This is a genomic window from Paenibacillus sp. FSL R10-2782 (assembly GCF_038592985.1).
GTDB lineage: Bacteria > Bacillota > Bacilli > Paenibacillales > Paenibacillaceae > Paenibacillus > Paenibacillus terrae_C.
Genome location: NZ_CP151951.1, coordinates 622128 through 640398, shown reverse-complemented (window position 1 = coordinate 640398; position 18271 = coordinate 622128). Strand labels below are relative to the sequence as shown.

15 protein-coding genes are annotated in these 18271 nt (G+C 49.3%); 4 read left to right on the top strand and 11 right to left on the bottom strand.

Translation table 11 applies throughout. The features are described from left to right. Positions 1–42 precede the first annotated feature (42 nt). The 4 genes from NST83_RS02880 to NST83_RS02865 form a co-directional block, all read right to left on the bottom strand. Positions 43–921: a M15 family metallopeptidase gene (locus tag NST83_RS02880; protein WP_342416502.1), complete on the bottom strand. Its 879-nt coding sequence runs from the start codon at positions 919–921 to the stop codon at positions 43–45. A gap of 150 nt (positions 922–1071) precedes the next feature. After that, positions 1072–1788: a phosphoribosylglycinamide synthetase gene (locus NST83_RS02875; protein WP_342416501.1), complete on the bottom strand. Its 717-nt coding sequence runs from the start codon at positions 1786–1788 to the stop codon at positions 1072–1074. Between the two features lie 20 nt (positions 1789–1808). Beyond that, complete coding sequence (locus tag NST83_RS02870) at positions 1809–4934, bottom strand: DEAD/DEAH box helicase (RefSeq protein ID WP_342416500.1); 3126 nt, start codon at positions 4932–4934, stop codon at positions 1809–1811. Positions 4935–5110: 176 nt separating this feature from the next. Beyond that, positions 5111–6031, bottom strand: a complete 921-nt coding sequence (locus NST83_RS02865; RefSeq protein WP_342416499.1) for a YafY family protein — start codon at positions 6029–6031, stop codon at positions 5111–5113. Between the two features lie 106 nt (positions 6032–6137). Here NST83_RS02865 and NST83_RS02860 point away from each other — a divergent pair, with 106 nt between their 5' ends. Beyond that, positions 6138–6677 carry a dihydrofolate reductase family protein gene (locus NST83_RS02860; protein WP_342416498.1) on the top strand — a complete coding sequence of 180 codons (540 nt, stop codon included), beginning with the start codon at positions 6138–6140 and terminating at the stop codon, positions 6675–6677. A 341-nt stretch (positions 6678–7018) separates the two neighbouring features. Here NST83_RS02860 and csaA read toward each other — a convergent pair whose 3' ends face one another. Together csaA and NST83_RS02850 are read right to left on the bottom strand one after the other, a co-directional pair. Further along, positions 7019–7351, bottom strand: coding sequence for a chaperone CsaA (gene csaA / locus NST83_RS02855; protein WP_342416497.1), 333 nt, complete (start codon positions 7349–7351; stop codon positions 7019–7021). 56 nt (positions 7352–7407) lie between these two features. Beyond that, the gene (locus NST83_RS02850; protein WP_342416496.1) at positions 7408–8325 is read right to left on the bottom strand and encodes a DMT family transporter; all 918 of its coding nucleotides are present in this window, start codon (positions 8323–8325) and stop codon (positions 7408–7410) included. Between the two features lie 157 nt (positions 8326–8482). Here NST83_RS02850 and NST83_RS02845 point away from each other — a divergent pair, with 157 nt between their 5' ends. After that, entirely contained in the window at positions 8483–9376 is an 894-nt protein-coding gene (locus NST83_RS02845; RefSeq protein WP_342416495.1) for an AraC family transcriptional regulator, read from the top strand. 109 nt (positions 9377–9485) lie between these two features. On the opposite strand, the gene NST83_RS02840 is transcribed toward NST83_RS02845, so the two are convergent. Genes NST83_RS02840 through NST83_RS02830 form a run of 3 tightly spaced genes read right to left on the bottom strand, consistent with a single transcriptional unit; the run spans position 9486 to position 12545 of the window. Continuing rightward, complete coding sequence (locus tag NST83_RS02840) at positions 9486–10784, bottom strand: ABC transporter substrate-binding protein (protein WP_342416494.1); 1299 nt, start codon at positions 10782–10784, stop codon at positions 9486–9488. A gap of 42 nt (positions 10785–10826) precedes the next feature. Next, positions 10827–11663, bottom strand: coding sequence for a carbohydrate ABC transporter permease (locus tag NST83_RS02835; protein WP_137061417.1), 837 nt, complete (start codon positions 11661–11663; stop codon positions 10827–10829). Then, positions 11664–12545 carry a sugar ABC transporter permease gene (locus NST83_RS02830; RefSeq protein WP_342416493.1) on the bottom strand — a complete coding sequence of 294 codons (882 nt, stop codon included), beginning with the start codon at positions 12543–12545 and terminating at the stop codon, positions 11664–11666. Positions 12546–12751: 206 nt separating this feature from the next. Between NST83_RS02830 and NST83_RS02825 the strand changes: the two genes are divergently transcribed. Further along, positions 12752–14566 carry a histidine kinase gene (locus NST83_RS02825; RefSeq protein ID WP_342416492.1) on the top strand — a complete coding sequence of 605 codons (1815 nt, stop codon included), beginning with the start codon at positions 12752–12754 and terminating at the stop codon, positions 14564–14566. A gap of 6 nt (positions 14567–14572) precedes the next feature. After that, on the top strand, positions 14573–16228 hold the full coding sequence (locus NST83_RS02820; protein ID WP_342416491.1) for a response regulator: 1656 nt from the start codon (positions 14573–14575) through the stop codon (positions 16226–16228). Here NST83_RS02820 and NST83_RS02815 read toward each other — a convergent pair. Continuing rightward, positions 16158–16745 (bottom strand): GNAT family N-acetyltransferase, encoded by a 588-nt coding sequence (locus tag NST83_RS02815; RefSeq protein ID WP_137061587.1) that lies wholly within the window; start codon positions 16743–16745, stop codon positions 16158–16160. The genes NST83_RS02820 and NST83_RS02815 overlap by 71 nt on opposite strands. A 119-nt stretch (positions 16746–16864) precedes the next feature. Next, entirely contained in the window at positions 16865–17989 is a 1125-nt protein-coding gene (locus NST83_RS02810) for an NADH-dependent flavin oxidoreductase (RefSeq protein WP_342416490.1), read from the bottom strand. Positions 17990–18271: the final 282 nt, after the last annotated feature.

Below are 18271 nucleotides of genomic sequence, written 5' to 3'. Positions count from 1 at the left end.
CTGCTGCCGCAATCCCCAGGATTACGGCTTTGTTCTCGGCTGCTACAGCTTGATATTTTTCTCGTCAAAATATTCCTCCAGCGTCATTCCCTGCTTGGCTACATCCTCTGCGATGTCAATTCCCACATAACGAATATGCCAAGGCTCGTATACATAGCCGGTCACATCTTCCTTGTCCTTCATATAACGAATAATAAATCCGTATTCCGGTGCATGCTTCTCCAACCACTCGCCTTCCCTGGAGGCTCCGAAGGATTGCTCCAGCACATTGCCTACGCTTGGACTGGACACATCAATGGCCAATCCTGTCTGGTGCTCGCTTGTACCCGGTACCGCGCTAACTTTAGAGGCATATTCCTGCCCTTTTGTCTTCACATTGTTGTTGAAAATGGAAACCTGTCGCTTATAGGAACGGTATCCCGATACAGCACGCAGCTCCATGCCGTCCTTCTTCGCACCGTCGAACAGCTTCTCCAGTGCCTCTGCCGCTTCCTTCCGCATATGTCGCTTCTCATGTGGACCTTCGAAGGAAAAAGGCACCTTCGGCTCCACCAGATCATCCGGGGCATAGCCTACAGGCAAGCTGCGCTTTTTGTTCACCACGACGGTATCAGACGTCGCGTTAGTGACGATGGCCGTACCCCCATCTTCCTCCACTGTGGCTTGCAGCGCACTCTCGCTTCGCAGCGCCATCACGGGATCAGCCTGTCCAGTTTCAGTGCTACGATTGCTCGCATTCGACTGGGTAGCAGGCTGCACGCTCTCCTGCGTCGTCGGGGATGATTTCAGCGGCTCGCTTTCCTGTCCGCCCGAACCTCCCTGCTGGCACGCTGCCAACAGCAGCCCCGGCAGGATCAGTCCCGGGATCAGCGCTTTGCTCCAGCGCTGAGGGGTCCGTTTCTGTTGCATATGTTGTTTCATGCGGGTATCTCCTCCAATATTACATTTGATGCATGGCTTACTATGGTTTTCCGTTCCCCTATTGTAACTGAACTTCCGATACTCTTCGAAGCCGTGATCCAGTTCGATGAAGCTGAATAGGCCCGAAAAAGAAAGAATAGACCCGAATTGTTAGGGAGTATGACGTTTTTGCGGAATTGTGGCCCGGGCGCGTTCAGCTACACGCTCACGTATGAGCTTCAGCGCCTCTTCCGCACGGGGCAGACCCGGCAGCAATACCGTAATATCCGCTACATTCATACGAGCAAGCTTCTGTGGCAGGCGAATCTCAATGGCATGAAAGCCCGCGCCGGGACGGTGCAAGGCTCCTTCGGCGGCAGACTCAGCAATCCATTCGCTGATCGCCGACGATCCGCTGCGTGCGCCCTCTGACCGCGAGGTTGGCTCAAGGGCGGGAGATGTCCCCTGCACATGGGACAGTTCACCTGCCCAAGCGCTGAATACGAATTCCAGCAGTGCTTCACGCGTCATTCCGATCAGTTCCAGCCCAAGCAGCGGCTCGCTTTCCAGCCCCGCTTGGAGAGCCTTCTTCGCTTCGTCGGCTGCACCAGCGCCGTCCTCCAGATTGGATGTAGCCGCAGCGGCTGCTACCTGTACGACCTCATCCAGCGAGAGGCAGGCTTCCCCCTGTATAAAACGGTATATGTCCCAAGGCTCCGCCTTTAGCTGCTCCAGCCATGCCGTCTGCTGTTCCGGGTCCAGTACAGGCACGGTGCCAGTCCAGCGGGCAGCCTGAGCAGTCGCCGAACCGTTGTCCGTCCCATACTCCTCTACTTCCGCCTCCCATTGACCGCTAGTTACCCGCAGTTTCACACGCAGCCTTGTCATCGTCTTCATCCTTTCTGTGCTCACTCAATCCATATATCATTTTGCAGCGCAATCAGACCACGCAATTCATCGTCAGTCATTTCCGTTAGCCAATGCTCACCGGAGCCGACAACCTGCTCGGAAAGCGCCTTTTTGCTCTCGATCAGCTCGTCGATCCGTTCCTCCAGCGTACCTTGGCAGATCAGCTTATGCACCTGCACGTTCCGGCTTTGACCGATGCGGAATACCCGGTCCGTCGCCTGATTTTCTACCGCAGGATTCCACCAGCGGTCATAGTGAATAACATGACTAGCACGCGTCAGATTCAGGCCAACGCCGCCCGCCCGCAGGGAAAGCACGAATATATTCGGCCCTTCCCCCTGCTGAAAATTGTGGACGATTTCGTCCCGTCTGGTTTTCGTCAGCCCCCCATGTAGGAAATAGGGTTCTTCCCCAAAAATACGGGCCAGCCGTGCTACCAACAGCTCTCCCATAGACACATATTGGGTGAAAATCAGAGCGGATTCTCCATTCTCCCGGATGGTCTCCACCAACTCCAGCAGCCGTTCCATTTTGCCCGAATTTTCAGTTTTCCCAGTGTCAGCCCGGCCCGGAATGATCAGACCCGGATGGTCACAAATTTGCTTGAGCTTGGTCAGCGAAGACAGGACAAGCCCCTTGCGGGCAATGCCGATCTGTCCGTCCAGTGTCCCCATCAACTGATCCACCACGCCGCGATACAATCCCGCCTGCTCTGGAGTCAGCACACAATACGATTTCAATTCCAGCTTCTCCGGCAAATCCTTGCGTATATCCGGGTCGCTTTTAAGCCGACGCAGCATGAACGGCGAGACGAGACGATACAGCTCACGCAGCGCGCCCCCTCTCTCCTCTCCCACCATACTGTAGCGCTGACGGAATGAAGATGAGGTGCCGAGGTAACCCGGATTCAGAAATTGAAAAATGGACCACAGCTCACTCAGCCGGTTCTCCACCGGGGTGCCCGTCATGGCAATCCGATGCGGTGCTGACAGCTTCATTACGCTCTGAGCCTGCTTTGTCCGTGCATTTTTAATATATTGCGCCTCATCCAGCACGATGGAGGACCAATAGACCGCAGATAAATCGCTGCCGTCCCGTCCCGCCAAATGGTAGGTCGTGAGAACGACATCATATTCGCGGACGCTTTCTTGGAATGCCTCCCCGTGAAGTCGTTGGTTGCCGTGATGAATATAAAGCGACAAATCCGGCGAAAAACGCTTCAGCTCCCGCTGCCAGTTACCGAGCAGCGAGGTCGGACAGACGATCAGCGCCGGACGCTGATCCGTCGCGCCGATGCCGCCATCGAGTAAGCAGGTAATAACCTGAATCGTTTTACCTAGCCCCATGTCGTCCGCAAGGCAGACACCGAAGCCCAGCCCGCGCATGGCAGCCAGCCATTGGAAGCCGCGTTCCTGATAAGGCCGCAATGCGCCATGCAGCGTCTTCGGTACAGGGCGCGGCTCCACAGAACGAAGCATACCGCCCTCAACCAGAGAGGCCAGCAACCCGGCGGATTCTGCGCCAAAGATGGACAAGCCCTTCCATGAGGCCTCACCTGCGGCTTCATTTTCCGCGGCCAGATGCATCCACTCGGACAAGGTCATTTCGCCTTCTTCACCGCGCTTAATAAAACGCAGTACCTGACGGATTTCCTTCGGATCGACCTCGATCCATTCGCCTCCCAGACGTACATATGGCAAATTGGCCGCGACGATGCTTTCCAATTCCTCCATCGTCAAGGTCGTATCGCCCAGTACAGCCTCGGCATCAAAGGAAATCATACGGTTAATACCGACCGTCGATGTGTCGGTATTCACGCCTTCCGGCGGTGTGCCGCGCTCCGCTGAACGCATTTTGAGCCGCAAGCCTGCACGGCGGCGGCCCTCCCGGCTCCAGCGTGAAGGCATTTGCACGGTCGTGCCGTTCTTTTGCAGAGCGGGTACGGCTTCCGTCAGGAAGCGGAAGAACAGCTCCGGCTCCAGCGTGAGGCCCTCGGGATAGGGGCGACTCAACGCTTCTTGCAGTATGGGTGCCGCCTCGGCCGCCTGTCCAAGCCGCATTAATAGCTGGGCCTGCACTTGGCGGTACAGGATGGTGCCGCGCACCAGGTCGCGCTCGGGATGAGCCCACAGCGCCAAGGCAGGCAGTCGCAGCCCTGGCTCGGCATCGCTTTCCGCCCAAAAGGTGATGCGCCATTCCTTCACATTCTCTTCCAGTGAAGGCTCCAGACGAAGGCACAGACGAAGCTGTCCTTCGATCGGCTCCTGGTCCTCCCGTTCCGTGACCGGCATTGAACTGCCTTCAAGAGAGGCCGCCTGGAGAACCAGCTCCTCCATTTCGGCAGGCGTTCCCTGTATCGCAATCGGGCGGGAACCTGTCAGCAGACTGTTCCACCACAGTTCTGCCAGCGGCGATCTCCCGCGCCGATACTCTGCACGATATCTGCTCAGCTCACGGTCTGAGGCTGCCAGTACCGCAGTCGTTTCCGCATGGATGACCGCACACAGGAAGGAATAGAGTACGATTCCCGCTGCATCCTCCCGTGTTTCCGGCTCCTTGCCCGCGAGGGCGGCGGGAGCCGCCATGCAGACGGCTGGCATCGCCGAAGCCAGCTCATGAAAGCGGCGAACGTCCTCCTCTTGGCGCAGCTGGGGAATCCACACCCCAACCGCCGCCTCCGGGCCGCGACGGCGCGGTCCCGATGGACGCGCCTCTGTAAGCGATGGCGCAATTTCGCCCCGCTGCATCAGTTCCAGCGCAAAATAAGCAGCCTTTTGCCAATATTGCATTTCCTCTCCCAGCGTAATGCCTGACGCGGCACAGCCCTTTTCGTCCATGCGAGTCAGCAGGGCCAGCGTTTCGCGCGGTTCCAGCGCCAGGCCCTCCAGCGTGCGCCCCAGCATGGAGCGTCTTTTGCCTCCTCTGCCTGCGACTTCCACACGAGCGGTGTTTGGTATCCGCACCTCAGCAAGACGCAACGCAGCCTGTCGAAACGGCCGAAGGTCTCCCTTCAGCGTCAGCCTGCGGACCACACTGCTCCACGCATCAATACGTGGTTCTGACGTCTCACCAGAAAAGCAAAAAAACACATCTCCGAGCCATATTCCATAAAGCGGTTGATTCATATCTGTCTCCCGTCCAGCCTTTTGAATTATTACTCTTCATCATATACGAAAACGGGCTCTTTTCAAAACTTTATCGCAAAAATAAATGGAAACTCATAAGTTAATAACCTTAAGTATTCATGTGATTAACTATACAAAAAAGACTCAATCTATAGGATCAAGCCTCTTTTTCTTCATCAATCAGCTTCCGCATCCCTCAGATAAGAATTTAGGCTGTCCTGCAACAGTTGTCTGACCCGCATACGCAGCTCTTTTGGATATATAACCTCGGCCTCTGGCCCATACTTTAACAGGAGTCTGGATACATAACTCAATTCCCCGGACGGAATATATCCCTCCCATTCCTGATGGCAGACATTCTGGAAGAGCGGATCTGATTCCGCCAGCCGGGCACCAAACGCGGTAAACTTTATTTTTGACGGAATTCCCGTACGAGAATCATCTGAAGCCATCCATTCCCGAAGTGTGGGAAGGCTGGGTAAGGTTTGTTCCAGCATCGTCATTGCAATTATGCGATCTGAACGGTACAGGATAATCCGGTCTTTGCTATGCGCTGGCATGTACCAATATCCGTGATCAAAATATAGCCCGACCGGATATACTTCAGTCCACCTTTCCCCGGAAGCGGAGCGGTAATGCATCTTCACCTGGCGCTTATTCAACGCAGCCTCCAAAATGAGCGAGGTGTAGGGCGACTCTGCGTGAGTAGGCATCATGCGAAAAGAGATATAGTCCTTCAATTGATCAATGCTGTCCCTCACATCCTGTGGAAGCCCGGCATAATATTGCTCGGATACATGCTCTCGAATCGATCCGAAAGGGATATCAGGGATCTCTTCCAGCAGTTGCAGCATGAGAAAAAGTCCCAAGGCTTCGTCGCGGGCAAGATGAAGGGGCGGAAGCAGTCGATTGGGGAGCGCCCTGTATCCGCCATGAGGACCCGTTTCGGTATAAAGCGGTAACCCGGTCTGCTGCAAATAGTCGAGATCTCTTTGTATCGTCCTCACGGAGACATCAAAACGTTCGGCAAGCTCACGTGCCGTATATTTTTTTCGGGAATCCAGTATCCTCATAAGAGCAATCCGGCGTTCGTTCATCAGGTACTCCTTTTAGCCAAAAAATTAAATTAAAATCGCCTTTTAACTACGACAAATTATGTCATAAATACATTGTAGCATAGGAGATAGAAAGGAGCGATAAACGATGAAGGATATGAAATCAAATGAAGTTGTGCTGTATATTGCCATGAGTCTCGACGGGTATATAGCGCTGCCAGATGGCTCGGTGGACTGGCTGTATGATGTCAAAGGGGATGGTGGGGACAATGGATATGCCGACTTTTATGACACCGTAGGCACGGTGCTGATGGGCAGATTGACGTATGATGAGGTATTGAAGCTCTCGGACGCTTTCCCTTATGCGGGCAAGCCGTGTTATGTGCTTACCCGGTCATTGACGGGGCATCATCAGGCACCGCATGTTACGTTTACGGACGAAGCTCTGTCTGAGCTTGTTCCACGTCTGCAAAAACAATCGAAAGGTGCGGTATGGCTGGTGGGTGGAGGACAGCTAGTTCAGGACTTCTTGCGAGAGGGACTGCTGGAGAAGGCTATCATTGCGATCATTCCCAAGGTACTCGGACGAGGAATACCGTTATTTCCGGAAAGGACACCGTCAAGTACGTTTGAACTCCAGGAAATAGAACACCGCGGGGATATCGTTATGCTTCATTATCACATATAAGCTGAATCCGAAAAATGAACATAAAAACGGAGTAGGCGGAATGGCACTGTACAAGCGAAGCGGTGGCGATGGGAAGCACCATCCGTCTGCGCAGTGCCACGATAGGTAACTTTTAAGTGCAGCTTTTATAGTTATATATCTGTTAATAGAAAAGTCCTCGTCATTTCAGGACCATATCTCTACCTGAAATACGAGGACTCTATTGCGTGCTTTCTCGTTATTCTGAATGTTACCAACTTCAGTAATTACCTTGTATGCTCTCATCTTATCGGCCAGATACGGTCTGAACAGTCTGTCCATGTAATGCATCTCTGTTTGTTAGTTTGTCCAGTATATATCTATCATCCAATTGGTGTTCCATCAGGTAGCTTTACATCCGGTTTTAAGAGAACCACGTCCCCTTTATCCGGCAGCCCACCAAGAACTAATACCTCTGAATTAAATCCGGCTATACGTCGCGGAGGGAAGTTGACCACCCCAATTACTTGTTTCCCTATTATTTCTTCAGCTACATATCGTTTAGTAATTTGTGCACTAGATGTTTTAATTCCAATCTCTTGTCCAAAATCAATTTCAAGTTTGATAGCTGGTATTTTTGCCTTTGTGAAAAACTCAGCCTTAACAACTGTTCCAACACGAATATCCAGCTTCAAAAAATCCTCAATCGTTGCCATTTATAATTCTCCTCATACACTATATTTTTTCTAATCACACATTAATTAATAACAATTTAATTCTTAGCTACTGTATTTTTAGCAGCTGTATAGTTCATGGATTTTGTCCAAAAAAATCCTCCCATACCCAAGAGTGTCATAAACCCTCCAATGAATTGAAATATAGAGGTTGTTTCACCCAAAAATAAATAGGCAAGGATTATAGCGAGAACAGGTTCTCCAATAATACCTACAGAAACAGTGGTTGCGCCTAAAGACTTTAATAGCTGATTAAAAATATATTGTCCAAAAATAGTTGGGATTACTGCAAGTAAAAAGAAATATGTCCAATCAGCAGAGTCATATTCTATCACTGAATAATTATTTAACAAACTATAGACCAGCATGACGCTCCCGCCAATAAAGAACACAATAGCACTGTACAAATTTGTCTCTATTTTATGGCTGACCTTTTGCCCTGCCAACATATATGCTGAAACTAAGATTGTTCCCAATAAAGATAATCCATCACCTATTAACGCTTCCCTTGAAATCCCTATGTCTCCCCAAGCTATGATTACTGAACCGAAAAGGGCAGCTATCAAACAAAGAATTGTTAATATATTTGATCGTTCATTGAATATGAAGTATGAACCCATGATTACAAACAAAGGTTGTAATGCTAAAATGACCATCGAGCTTGCAACAGAGGTATACATTAATGATTCCATCCAACATAAGAAGTGTAACCCGAGAAATAGGCCAGCTACAAAAATGGTCCCCCAATCTTTTTTACCTAATTGCAAGGATCGTACAGTTTTCCAAGGTACGAAAGGAAGCATAATGATTACTGCCATGTACAATCGGTACATTCCAGCCACTGAGGTTGGAGTATCCGAAGATTTGATCATGATGGAAGAGACAGAAACAGACAATATGCTGATAAAAAGTAAAATATACGGATGAAACGCTAACTTCGATTTCTTTATTTTCACCTTAATTATGCCTCCAAGATGTTTTACCCCATTGTCTGTGCACAAGACTGTTTGATAAACGAAAGATTGAATATAATAATATCACCACCATCCTTTTTTTTGTGCAAGAATATCATTGAATTATATAGAAATATCATCATCGGAAAGGACTTCTATAATGTCTAAACAATTGCACGAGACCATTTTCTATCCGGATGCTTCATTTCCATACATTATGTACACTGCTAATGCTCTAAAAATCATCCCTGAAGGTAGAGGCTTCAACGATTTACACTGGCACGAAGAGCTACAAATTACTTTAGTAACTAAAGGAAAACTAACTATACAAGTCAATGGAATTGACCATGAATTAGAAGCAGGCCAGGCCATTTTAATTAATAAGGGGGTCCTGCATGTTACTACACACCTAACACATAACGGTCAATACGTGAGTTTTAATTTTCCTGAGAAGCTGCTGGCCTTTTATGCGGATAGCGCGATGGGAAAAAATTATGTACTGCCTTTTACAAACTCTCTCTTATTATCGCTAGTCATCAAAGGGGATGCTGAATGGCAAACTAAAGTACTGGAAATGCTTTGGGATATGAAAAAAAGATTTGATACAAAAAAAAGCTGGGGATGGGAATATGAGGTTTCTATTAAAACTGTACAATTATGGTTCATCTTAATTTCTAACATTTCGCTTTCTTCTGAGGAAGCACCTAAATACTTAAAGCTGCAACAAGAAAGACTTCAATTAATGCTCAGCTTCATCCATCAGAACTACCCCAATAATATATCACTGCAAGAGATTGCTGATACAGCACATCTAAGTGTTTCGGAATGTACTCGTAGTTTTAAGAGAACCATTCATATGACACCTTACGACTACTTAATTAAGTACCGTATCAGGAAAGGCAGCGAGTTATTAATTTCAACAGATTATACAATAACTGAAATAGCCCACAGGGTTGGATTCAATCATGTAAATCACTTCATTCAGTCTTTTAAAAAATATCATTATATAACACCCAAAAATTTCCGGAAGTTTAGAAATAAAATCAATGATTAGGAGTTAAGTGCTGGTTCTGTATCGGAAAGCTTAAAATAAATAAAGCCTGTCGAGTTAACTTCGACAGGCAACGGAACATGGATTGCATGAGTCCTCGTTTTCGTTCCAACTATTTGGTCTTCAAATTATCCCACGTGCTCTGGAAATCCTCGAGCAGCTTCCCGGCATCCGATTTACCCGCCACATAGGCTTGCATCTGACTGCCGAATTCCTGCTGCGCTCCTTCAGGATAGCGGCTAAAGAACCAGCCCAGCAGCTTGTTTTCCTTACTGTATTTCACCACTTCGGCACCCAATTGGCCCATATCGGCCTCTGACCCTTTAATGCTCTTGAACGCCGGAATGAATTTGAATTCCTTGGTGATATACTTTTTACCCTGCTCGGATGTCACCATCCAGTTTAAAAACTCTTTCGCCTCGGCTTTGACAGATGAATTTTTGTTAACTACCCAGTTGTTGGCGACTCCTACAAACAGCTTATCTCCGGCTGCGACGTCTTCACCAATCGGCATAGGCAGAATACCCAGATTCAGCTTTGGATTAATCCCGTCAATTTGTACCTGGGTCCAGTTCCCTTGCTGCATCATGGCTGCCTTGCCAGTAGCAAAATTCGTGACCTGAGTATTGTAATCCGTCGTCAGCGGCTTGGAGCTGCCATACTTGAGCGTCAGATCGAACAGCTTGATCCACTCGGCGAATACAGCGTTACCCGGGATTTTCGCTGTTCCATCATTCAGCCCTTTCACGAAAGCTGACGGGTCCGGTTGATTGGCAAATGTGACGTTCAGCAAATGATTGCCCAGCACCCAAAACTCCTGATATCCATTAGAAAAGGGGGTAATTCCTGCGGCCTGGAGCTTTTGGGCAGCTCCCTCCAGCTCGGACAGCGTTTTGGGCGTCTCGGTAATGCCCGCTTTCTTGAACAAATCCTTGTTATAAATGAAGCCGTAGCCCTCCAGATTCATCGGCTGACCGTATAGCTTGCCGTCCTTGCTCATGGGCTCCTTGGCGACATCGACCACGTCACCCACCCAAGGCTGGTCAGACAGGTCCTCCAAATATTCCAGCCACGTATCCAGCTCGCGGTAGCCTCCTACATTAAAAATATCCGGCTGCTCCCCGGAGGCAAACTTCGCCTTCAAGGCCGCCCCGTAGTCGCTACCTCCACCCACGGTCTGAATATCAAGCTTGATTCCCGGATGGGAAGCTTCATATTCGGCCTTCATGCGATTGAGTGCCTCTGCAATTTCCACCTTGTACTGAAAAATGTGAATCGTCTTTTCCTTGGCTTCCTCTTTGCCTGCATTTTGTTCACCGCCGCTACTGTTACACCCTGCCAGAACAAGTGCAAAAGCAGCGAGAAGCAGAATCAGGGCTTGGGCTTTCTTTTTAAAAGTATGCGTTTTCATATTCATGTTCCTTTCTATTTTAAATTTCAGTTCATCCCACACTCAGCCCTTGACTGAGCCAGCCATAATACCTTGAATAATATATTTTTGCATGGCCAGAAAGAATACGATCACTGGCAAGATACCCAGCACCAGTGCAGGCAATGCCAAATCCCACTGCTTGGTGTATTGTCCGAAAAAGGCATAGGTCGCGATTGGAATCGTCCGCAGCTCCGCCTTTTGCAGCACAAGAGAAGGCAGCAGATAGTCATTCCAGATCCAGAGCGTATTCAAAATAATAACCGTTACCATCATCGGCAGCATCAACGGATATACAATGCGGAAAAACACACCGTAAGGCGTACAGCCGTCTACCGTAGCTGCCTCCTCCACCTCCACCGGTACGCCTTTGACGAACCCGTGAAAGAGAAAGATGGACATCGGCGCCCCGAATCCCAAATAACAGATAACCAGACCACTGATGCTGTTCATTAAATCCAGCGTACTTACGACCTTGACCAAAGGAATCATAACGGATTGAAAAGGAATGACCATGGCAGCCACGAACAGAGTGAACAACACCCGGTTGTAACGCGTTGGATGCCGGACCATCCGGTAAGCAGCCATCGAGCTGATCAGCGCAAGCGACAGATTACTGACCACCGTAACTACGAGTGAATTCCATAAGGCCTCGGGAAAACGTGTAATGCTCCATGCTCTGACATAGTTACTCCATACAAACGTTTGTGGCCAGGCCGCCGAATCGGTGAGCAGATCACCAAAGCTTTTGACCGAATTGACGAACAAAAAATAAAACGGAACGAGGAAGATCAAAGCGACGAGTATCATCACCAGCTCGGTCACCCATGTTCCAGCACGGTAACGCTTGCTTGTTTCCATTTACGCCTCCACCTCCCGGCTTTTTGTCAAACGCACCTGAAGGCTCGTAACAAGCGCAACAATGATAAAGAATATGAGTGCTTTGGCCGTCCCCAGCCCATAACGATTATTCACAAACGCCTCGTTATAAATATTAAGTGCGACCGATTCCGTGGAACCGAAGGGCCCCCCTTTGGTCAGTGACAAATTGAGATCGAACATTTTAAATGACCACGAGATCGCCAGGAAAAGACATACCGTAACGGCAGGCATGATCAAGGGCAGTATAATTGACCTTAATATTTGCATCCGACTCGCTCCGTCAATTTCGGCTGCCTCCAGCATATCCCGAGGTACATTGGTCAGGGAAGAGATGTAGATAACCATCAAATATCCGGCGGTTTGCCAGATAAACACGATCACAATACCCCAGAAAGCCGTGATCTCATCTCCCAGCCAGGGCAGATTGAAGAAAGACAAGCCCGTACTTTCCCCAATCGCCGCAAATCCTTTGACGAAAATAAACTGCCAGATAAATCCCAGCAACAGCCCTCCAATCACATTAGGCATGAAAAAAATAGTCCTCAGCACATTTTTGGTCTTCAGCGGCTTGGTTAAAAAATACGCCAGCAAAAAACCAATCATATTCGCAGCCACTACTCCAATCACCGTAAAACGGACCGTAAACCAGAACGCTGTCCTAAACTTGTCATCATCCAGTAAAATGTGACTGAAATTATCCAATCCGACCCACTTCGCCTGATTAGCAACTCCATTCCACTCTGTAAAAGAATAGTACATTCCTAGCATGAAAGGGATTACAATAATGATAACGAAAAATAACGTCGACGGCCCTACGAAAATCCATTGCTGGAGCCATTGCGACGATTTGGCACGGTTCAAGCCGATCCCCCCTTTGTTGTCTGTTGGTGTCTGGAGCGCTCCTTACGGCTTCCTTAAGCAGCATGGACGCTTTGACCATTCGATTTGCGGTTCACATGTTCATTATGTCGAATAAGCGCTCTAGAGAACACGCAAGATCGTGAACCATTCAGGGGGAAAATATTGACCTCCGACTTGCCTTGAATTTGTGAAAGGAGCTATTCGCATTGAAATTCCACAGCATTCGTTCTCGTCTGATCTGGTTTCTCTTAATTGCAGTTACTCTGCCGCTGCTGCTATCGATGACCATGACCTTCCTTCTTACCAAGCAATCCTTGCGAGAGCAGGCCACACAAGAAAATGAACGGCTTATTTTCCAGGGCATTACGAATCTGGATAATTATTTACAGGGACTAAACCGCGCATCCCTCGGAGTCTATAATGATCCTCATTTCCTGCGCAATCTGGCTAAAATTCCGAATGATTACCGGGCCGTTGCCGAAATTTATACCACACTGCAAACGATGATGAATGCTTCGTCTGGCATCGACCAGGTATATTTGCACTCTTTTGAGGCCAGGCAATCTACGCTAATTACTAGCACGGTCCCTTTACGGGAATTCCGGCTGGCGCCCTATACCAGCTCCATTCAATACGGCTCTTCCGGATTGTTCATCCAGCCTTCACATACGAAGCAATTGTACGGCTTTTCAGCGGTTTCCTATGCAGAACACGACACACAGCGGCAGGTATTTACACTCCATCGAGCGATTCGGAACATTCCTTCCTCAGAGACACTTGGGGTGCTTGCAATGGATGTTCGTCTGGAGCCGCTGCGCAGTATTTGCCGTCAATTGTATGATGCAGATACAGAGGAGCTGTTTTTGGTCGACCGGAACGGAACGATCATATATAGTGGACAGGAAGAGGCGATTGGAACACACTGGAAGGAATCTGGCCTGCTTAATCGAATTTCTAAAGAAAGCGAGCACGGTGTTATTGAAGACGATACAGCATTGCAGGTATACGGCAAGCTGGATGCCAGCCTGTCAGGCTGGACGCTCGTTAAGAAAATTCCTAATCACACGCTTTATTTACGAGCCACCCGCCTGACCCAGATCAATGCAATCATTACAGGCGCAGCGTTGCTGCTCGTCATTGTCGCCACCTTATGGATTTCCATCAAAATCACAGAGCCCATCAAGCGACTGACCCGCTACATAAACCAGATTCAGTCCGGTCAACTGGATGTAGATATTCGGGCCATGAGCAATGATGAGATCGGAGTGCTGTCACGCCGCTTCCGACAGATGATGGATACGATCAACAACCTCATTTTACAAGAATACAAGCTCGAACTGGCGAATAAGACACATCAATTAAAAGCGCTTCAAGCGCAGATTAATCCTCATTTTTTATACAATACGCTACAGTCTATCGGAACGCTGGCTCTACAACATGAGGTGCCAAGAATCTATTCCCTACTGTCTTCTCTTGCCAAAATGCTGCGCTATAACATGCGGGATCATACAGTCGTCACTCTCAAGGAAGAGGCCGAGCACGTAAAGCAATATCTTGATTTGCAAAAAGAACGCTTTGGCGAGCAACTAGAGGTTACTTACCAATGGGAAGATGGAATCCTAGATGATCAGGTGCCCAAAATGATTCTTCAGCCATTAGTGGAAAATTACTTTAAACACGGTGCTGATCCGCGGCTGGGACATGGTGAAATTCGCATTGCAGGCTGGCGGATTCGGGAAGGAATCTTGAAGATTACAGTAGAAAATAATGGAATGTCGATTCCGCAGGCTGAGCTGGAGCAGCTCCAACATATGTTGAAACGTCCGCTGAAGGCCTATGAGGAACCGAACACCGACAAGTCGGATTCTATCGGACTCCGTAATGTGCTGCTGCGGATCCAGCTTCACTCCGAAGACGGGTCTAATACCCTGTATGTAGACAATATTCTGCCTCATGGCGTTCGTTATACACTCGAAATTCGTACCGAAGCTCATACCGAAATTCATATTAAGGGAGAGTGACCTGTCATGAAGGTCCTGATTGTGGATGATGAAAAGCATGTGCGCCATGCCATTCGAATGCTTGTACATTGGGAAGCTTGTGGCGTGACTGAGGTCATTGAAGCTGAATCGGGCGATCAGGCGATTGAGGTCATCACCGCCCTTTCGCCACCTGTTGTACTCACGGATATGCGGATGCCAGGCAAGGACGGGGTGGCCCTGATGGAGTGGATTCAGGTGAATTCCCCCGCGACCCGAGTCGTGGTGGTCAGCGGCTATGATGATTTTGAGCTGGTCCGGCAGGTCATCCGTCGGGGAGGCATGGACTATATTCTCAAACCTGTGGACCCGGTGGAGATTAACGAGGCTTTAACCAAAGCCACTCAAGCCTGGCAGACAGCGGAGCAAGACCGGAACAGGCATACGATGCAGGCCATTGAGGTGAACCGGATGAGACCGCACTATGCCGACAAGCTCCTGACCGAGCTGGTGTCCGGTACGGCGAATCTTTCCATCACGCCTTTACGTGAGGAACTGCATCTTCCTGCGGCTATTCATATGTGCAATGCAGCGGTGATGAGCACCACTCAACTGGATGCCGACATGCTGGACAAATACAAGACGCGGCACACGCTTCTGGGCTTTTCCCTGATGAACATCTGCAACGAGTTTCTTGGGAATTACCAAACCGGGATTGCGTTCCGCCATCTGGAGCGCATGGACGAAATTATTCTGCTGTATTGGGGCGAACCGTCCCGCTGGCCGCTGCTCTTGCAGGATATCCACACTGGGATAAGAACGGCGTTGCGGTGCTATATGCACATCGGAATCGGCTCTTTCGGTGCCTTTCCCGTGGCGGCGGCCACAGCCTACCAGGAAGCACGGCAAGCACTGTGGAAACGAGATGTGCTGCAAGCAGCAGACTGGCTGCACAACAGCTCTCTAGCACGACAAGCGGTGCGTCTTCCCCAGCTACCCGAGATGGAGGAAGAGCTTCGGCTTAGTGCGCTTAGCTGCAACGCCAGTCGTATAGCTGCGGCGGCTGGCCGCTGGATATCAGCCGCAGCCGAGCTGCCTTCGCTTACAGCTGAGCAGCTGGTCGGCTGGAATCAGGAGTTGGACTGGATGCTGGCCCGTTGGCTGAATGACAGACCCGGAGATGCAGCGGACGAGGAACTGGCAGACGAGCACGGCTCTATCCCTGCACTGCCGATCGACAACCGGGGCTCGCTATCCCTGAGTCTATGGCAGAAGCAGATCGAAAACCGACTGCTGGCAGCCGGGCAGGCCCTTACACCAAGCCATAGCCCCAGCAATCCTGTTATCCGTGATATTGCCCGCTTTCTGGATGCTCATTACGATGAGGACATTTCCCTACAGGATATGGCGAGCCGTTTTTATCTCAGTCGAGAATATATTTCTCGTAAATTCAAGCAGGAATACGGCGTTAATCTGTCCGAGTATCTATGTCGGATCAGGATGGACAAAGCGAAGCTGCTGCTGTTAAATGACAAGCTCCGCCTTCATCATATTGCCGGTATGGTTGGTTATCAGGACGAAAAATATTTTGGCAAGGTATTCAAAAAACTGGAGGGCGTAACACCCGGCGAGTTCAGAAGACGCCATTCTGTAGATCCTCAGCCGTTAGCGCATACAGCACATGATCTTCCCAGACACCATTAATTTTCAAATAGTTCAAAGCCAGCCCTTCCTGGCGAAATCCGGCCTTTTCCATTACTCGATTGGATGGCGTATTTCTTGGCATAACCCCGGCCTGAATGCGGTGCAATCCCAATTCATTGATGGCGTAACGTACAATATCCTTTACTGCTGAGGTAGCGTAGCCTTGTCCGTGATGTGCAGGATCTACGAAGTACCCTAGATTCGCATTTTGAAAAGGGCCTCTGGCTACGCCTGATAGCTCCATTCTGCCGATCAGCTTATCCTTTTCCGGCAAAAAAAGTCCAAACGTATATCCCTGCCCGGCTTGAGCAGCCTCAAGGCCAATGGAGATCAGGCGGGCCTGTTCCTCCAGCGTAAAGTAAATTTCAGGCCGTTCCGGCTCAAATGGCTTAAAAAAATCAAAATTTTCGCGTCTAATCTCCAATAATCGTTCTGCATCACTTACTTGTAAAAGACGAATCTGTAGCCCCGGATGGGTGGACTCTATTGAGAACAAACCATTAGCTTCATGTAACATTATCATTTTCCTTCTTTCTCTGTTTTTCGTATGCATGCAGCCACAGAACAGTATAATACCCTGGGTGTATGGAAGCAACCCAGGGTATTATCGGTATTATCATCCATTTCATTCGGGATTTAGTCTGTAACAGGCATCCAGCCAGGTATCGTCGTCAACGCACCCCACAGGTAGTCTGGAATGACCAGTTCCTGTTGAGCTTGCTTGGACAATGTCGTGCGGATCGTATCTTCTGTTCCGTTTTGCACCTTCTGAACCCATTGCGGCTCCATCAGAAGCGGACGTCCCAGTGAAACCAGCGGTACACCTGTCTCCAGTGCGCCGAGAGCTTCGTCCGGCATATTCAGCGAGCCGACGCCCATGACAGGCACACGGTCACCTACCTTTTCATGAATGATAACGGTACGAGATTGTTCTGCACTGCGGTCACGAATGGACCCGCCGAAGAAATGATTAACGGAGATATGCAGGTAATCCAGCCCTTGATCCGCCAAGCGGTCTACGAGCACGAGCGTATCGTCCAATGTAATGCCTGGCGTGTGTCCCTCTTCGGGAGACAAGCGATAGCCGAAAACGAACGGCTGCTTCGCATGCTCTGCGATCACTTTCTTCACTTCATGAACAACCGCCAGCGGGAAGGTCAAGCGTTTCTCAAGGCTTCCTCCCCATTCGTCGGTACGAAGGTTGGAATGCGGGGAGAAGAACTGCTGCATCAGATAACCGTTCGCGCCGTGAAGCTCGACACCGTCATAGCCCGCTTCAATCGCGCGGCGAGTCGCTTCGCCATAGGCACGGATAACACGGTGAATATCATCGGTGGTCATTTCACGCGGCACAGGTGCGCCTTCTTTTTCCTCAGCAACCGCGCTTGCGCTGATCGGCTGTCCATCCGGTATTTGATCCGGTGGGCACAAACGACCGCCATGATAAATTTGCAGAATCGCTTTTGCACCCTCCTGATGAATCGTGTCAGCCAGACGGCGCAGGCTCGGAATCATTTCATCCTTGTCCGCACCAAACTCATTTACAAAGCCTTTACCATCTGGAGTCACGTACACGCAAGCGGTAATGACCGCACCTACACCGCCGGAACGTTCACGGTAGTAAGCCAACTCCTGGTCACTGACCTCACCATTTTCATGAGACGCAAAGTTGGTCATAGGTGCCATCGTAATACGATTTTTCAATGTAACGCCGGATGGCAAGGTAAAAGCTTCAAATAACGGTTTATATTTCGGATTCATTGGGTATTCTCTCCTTTAAATGAAATCAGATCAGACGGATATAAGCTGTTACCATGATACCGAATACGAATTCAAGGTAACTTTACTTTAGTTTACTTTACTCATGAAGCATGTGTAATTGCTTACTTAAATACAGTGGCTTCAACAACCACAGTATAATAATAAGTTCATATAAAGTCAAATAGTTCCCGTTTAGTCCTCCTGCCTGACAGCGTTTTAGCTATCTCAATGCTGTGCCACTATTCATTCTTCCTGTATCGTGAAACTTTTTGCAGATAGGAC

Bases quoted from the DNA above. Each gene is read 5' to 3' on its own strand.
- NST83_RS02865 (WP_342416499.1), bottom strand. From the start codon at position 6,031: ATGAACGAACGCCGGATTGCTCTTATGAGGATACTGGATTCCCGAAAA.
- NST83_RS02840 (WP_342416494.1), bottom strand. From the start codon at position 10,784: ATGAAAACGCATACTTTTAAAAAGAAAGCCCAAGCCCTGATTCTGCTT.
- NST83_RS02845 (WP_342416495.1), top strand. From the start codon at position 8,483: ATGTCTAAACAATTGCACGAGACCATTTTCTATCCGGATGCTTCATTT.
- NST83_RS02815 (WP_137061587.1), bottom strand. From the start codon at position 16,745: ATGTTACATGAAGCTAATGGTTTGTTCTCAATAGAGTCCACCCATCCG.
- NST83_RS02860 (WP_342416498.1), top strand. From the start codon at position 6,138: ATGAAGGATATGAAATCAAATGAAGTTGTGCTGTATATTGCCATGAGT.
- NST83_RS02875 (WP_342416501.1), bottom strand. From the start codon at position 1,788: ATGACAAGGCTGCGTGTGAAACTGCGGGTAACTAGCGGTCAATGGGAG.
- NST83_RS02870 (WP_342416500.1), bottom strand. From the start codon at position 4,934: ATGAATCAACCGCTTTATGGAATATGGCTCGGAGATGTGTTTTTTTGC.
- NST83_RS02880 (WP_342416502.1), bottom strand. From the start codon at position 921: ATGAAACAACATATGCAACAGAAACGGACCCCTCAGCGCTGGAGCAAA.
- NST83_RS02820 (WP_342416491.1), top strand. From the start codon at position 14,573: ATGAAGGTCCTGATTGTGGATGATGAAAAGCATGTGCGCCATGCCATT.
- NST83_RS02810 (WP_342416490.1), bottom strand. From the start codon at position 17,989: ATGAATCCGAAATATAAACCGTTATTTGAAGCTTTTACCTTGCCATCC.
- NST83_RS02835 (WP_137061417.1), bottom strand. From the start codon at position 11,663: ATGGAAACAAGCAAGCGTTACCGTGCTGGAACATGGGTGACCGAGCTG.
- csaA (WP_342416497.1), bottom strand. From the start codon at position 7,351: ATGGCAACGATTGAGGATTTTTTGAAGCTGGATATTCGTGTTGGAACA.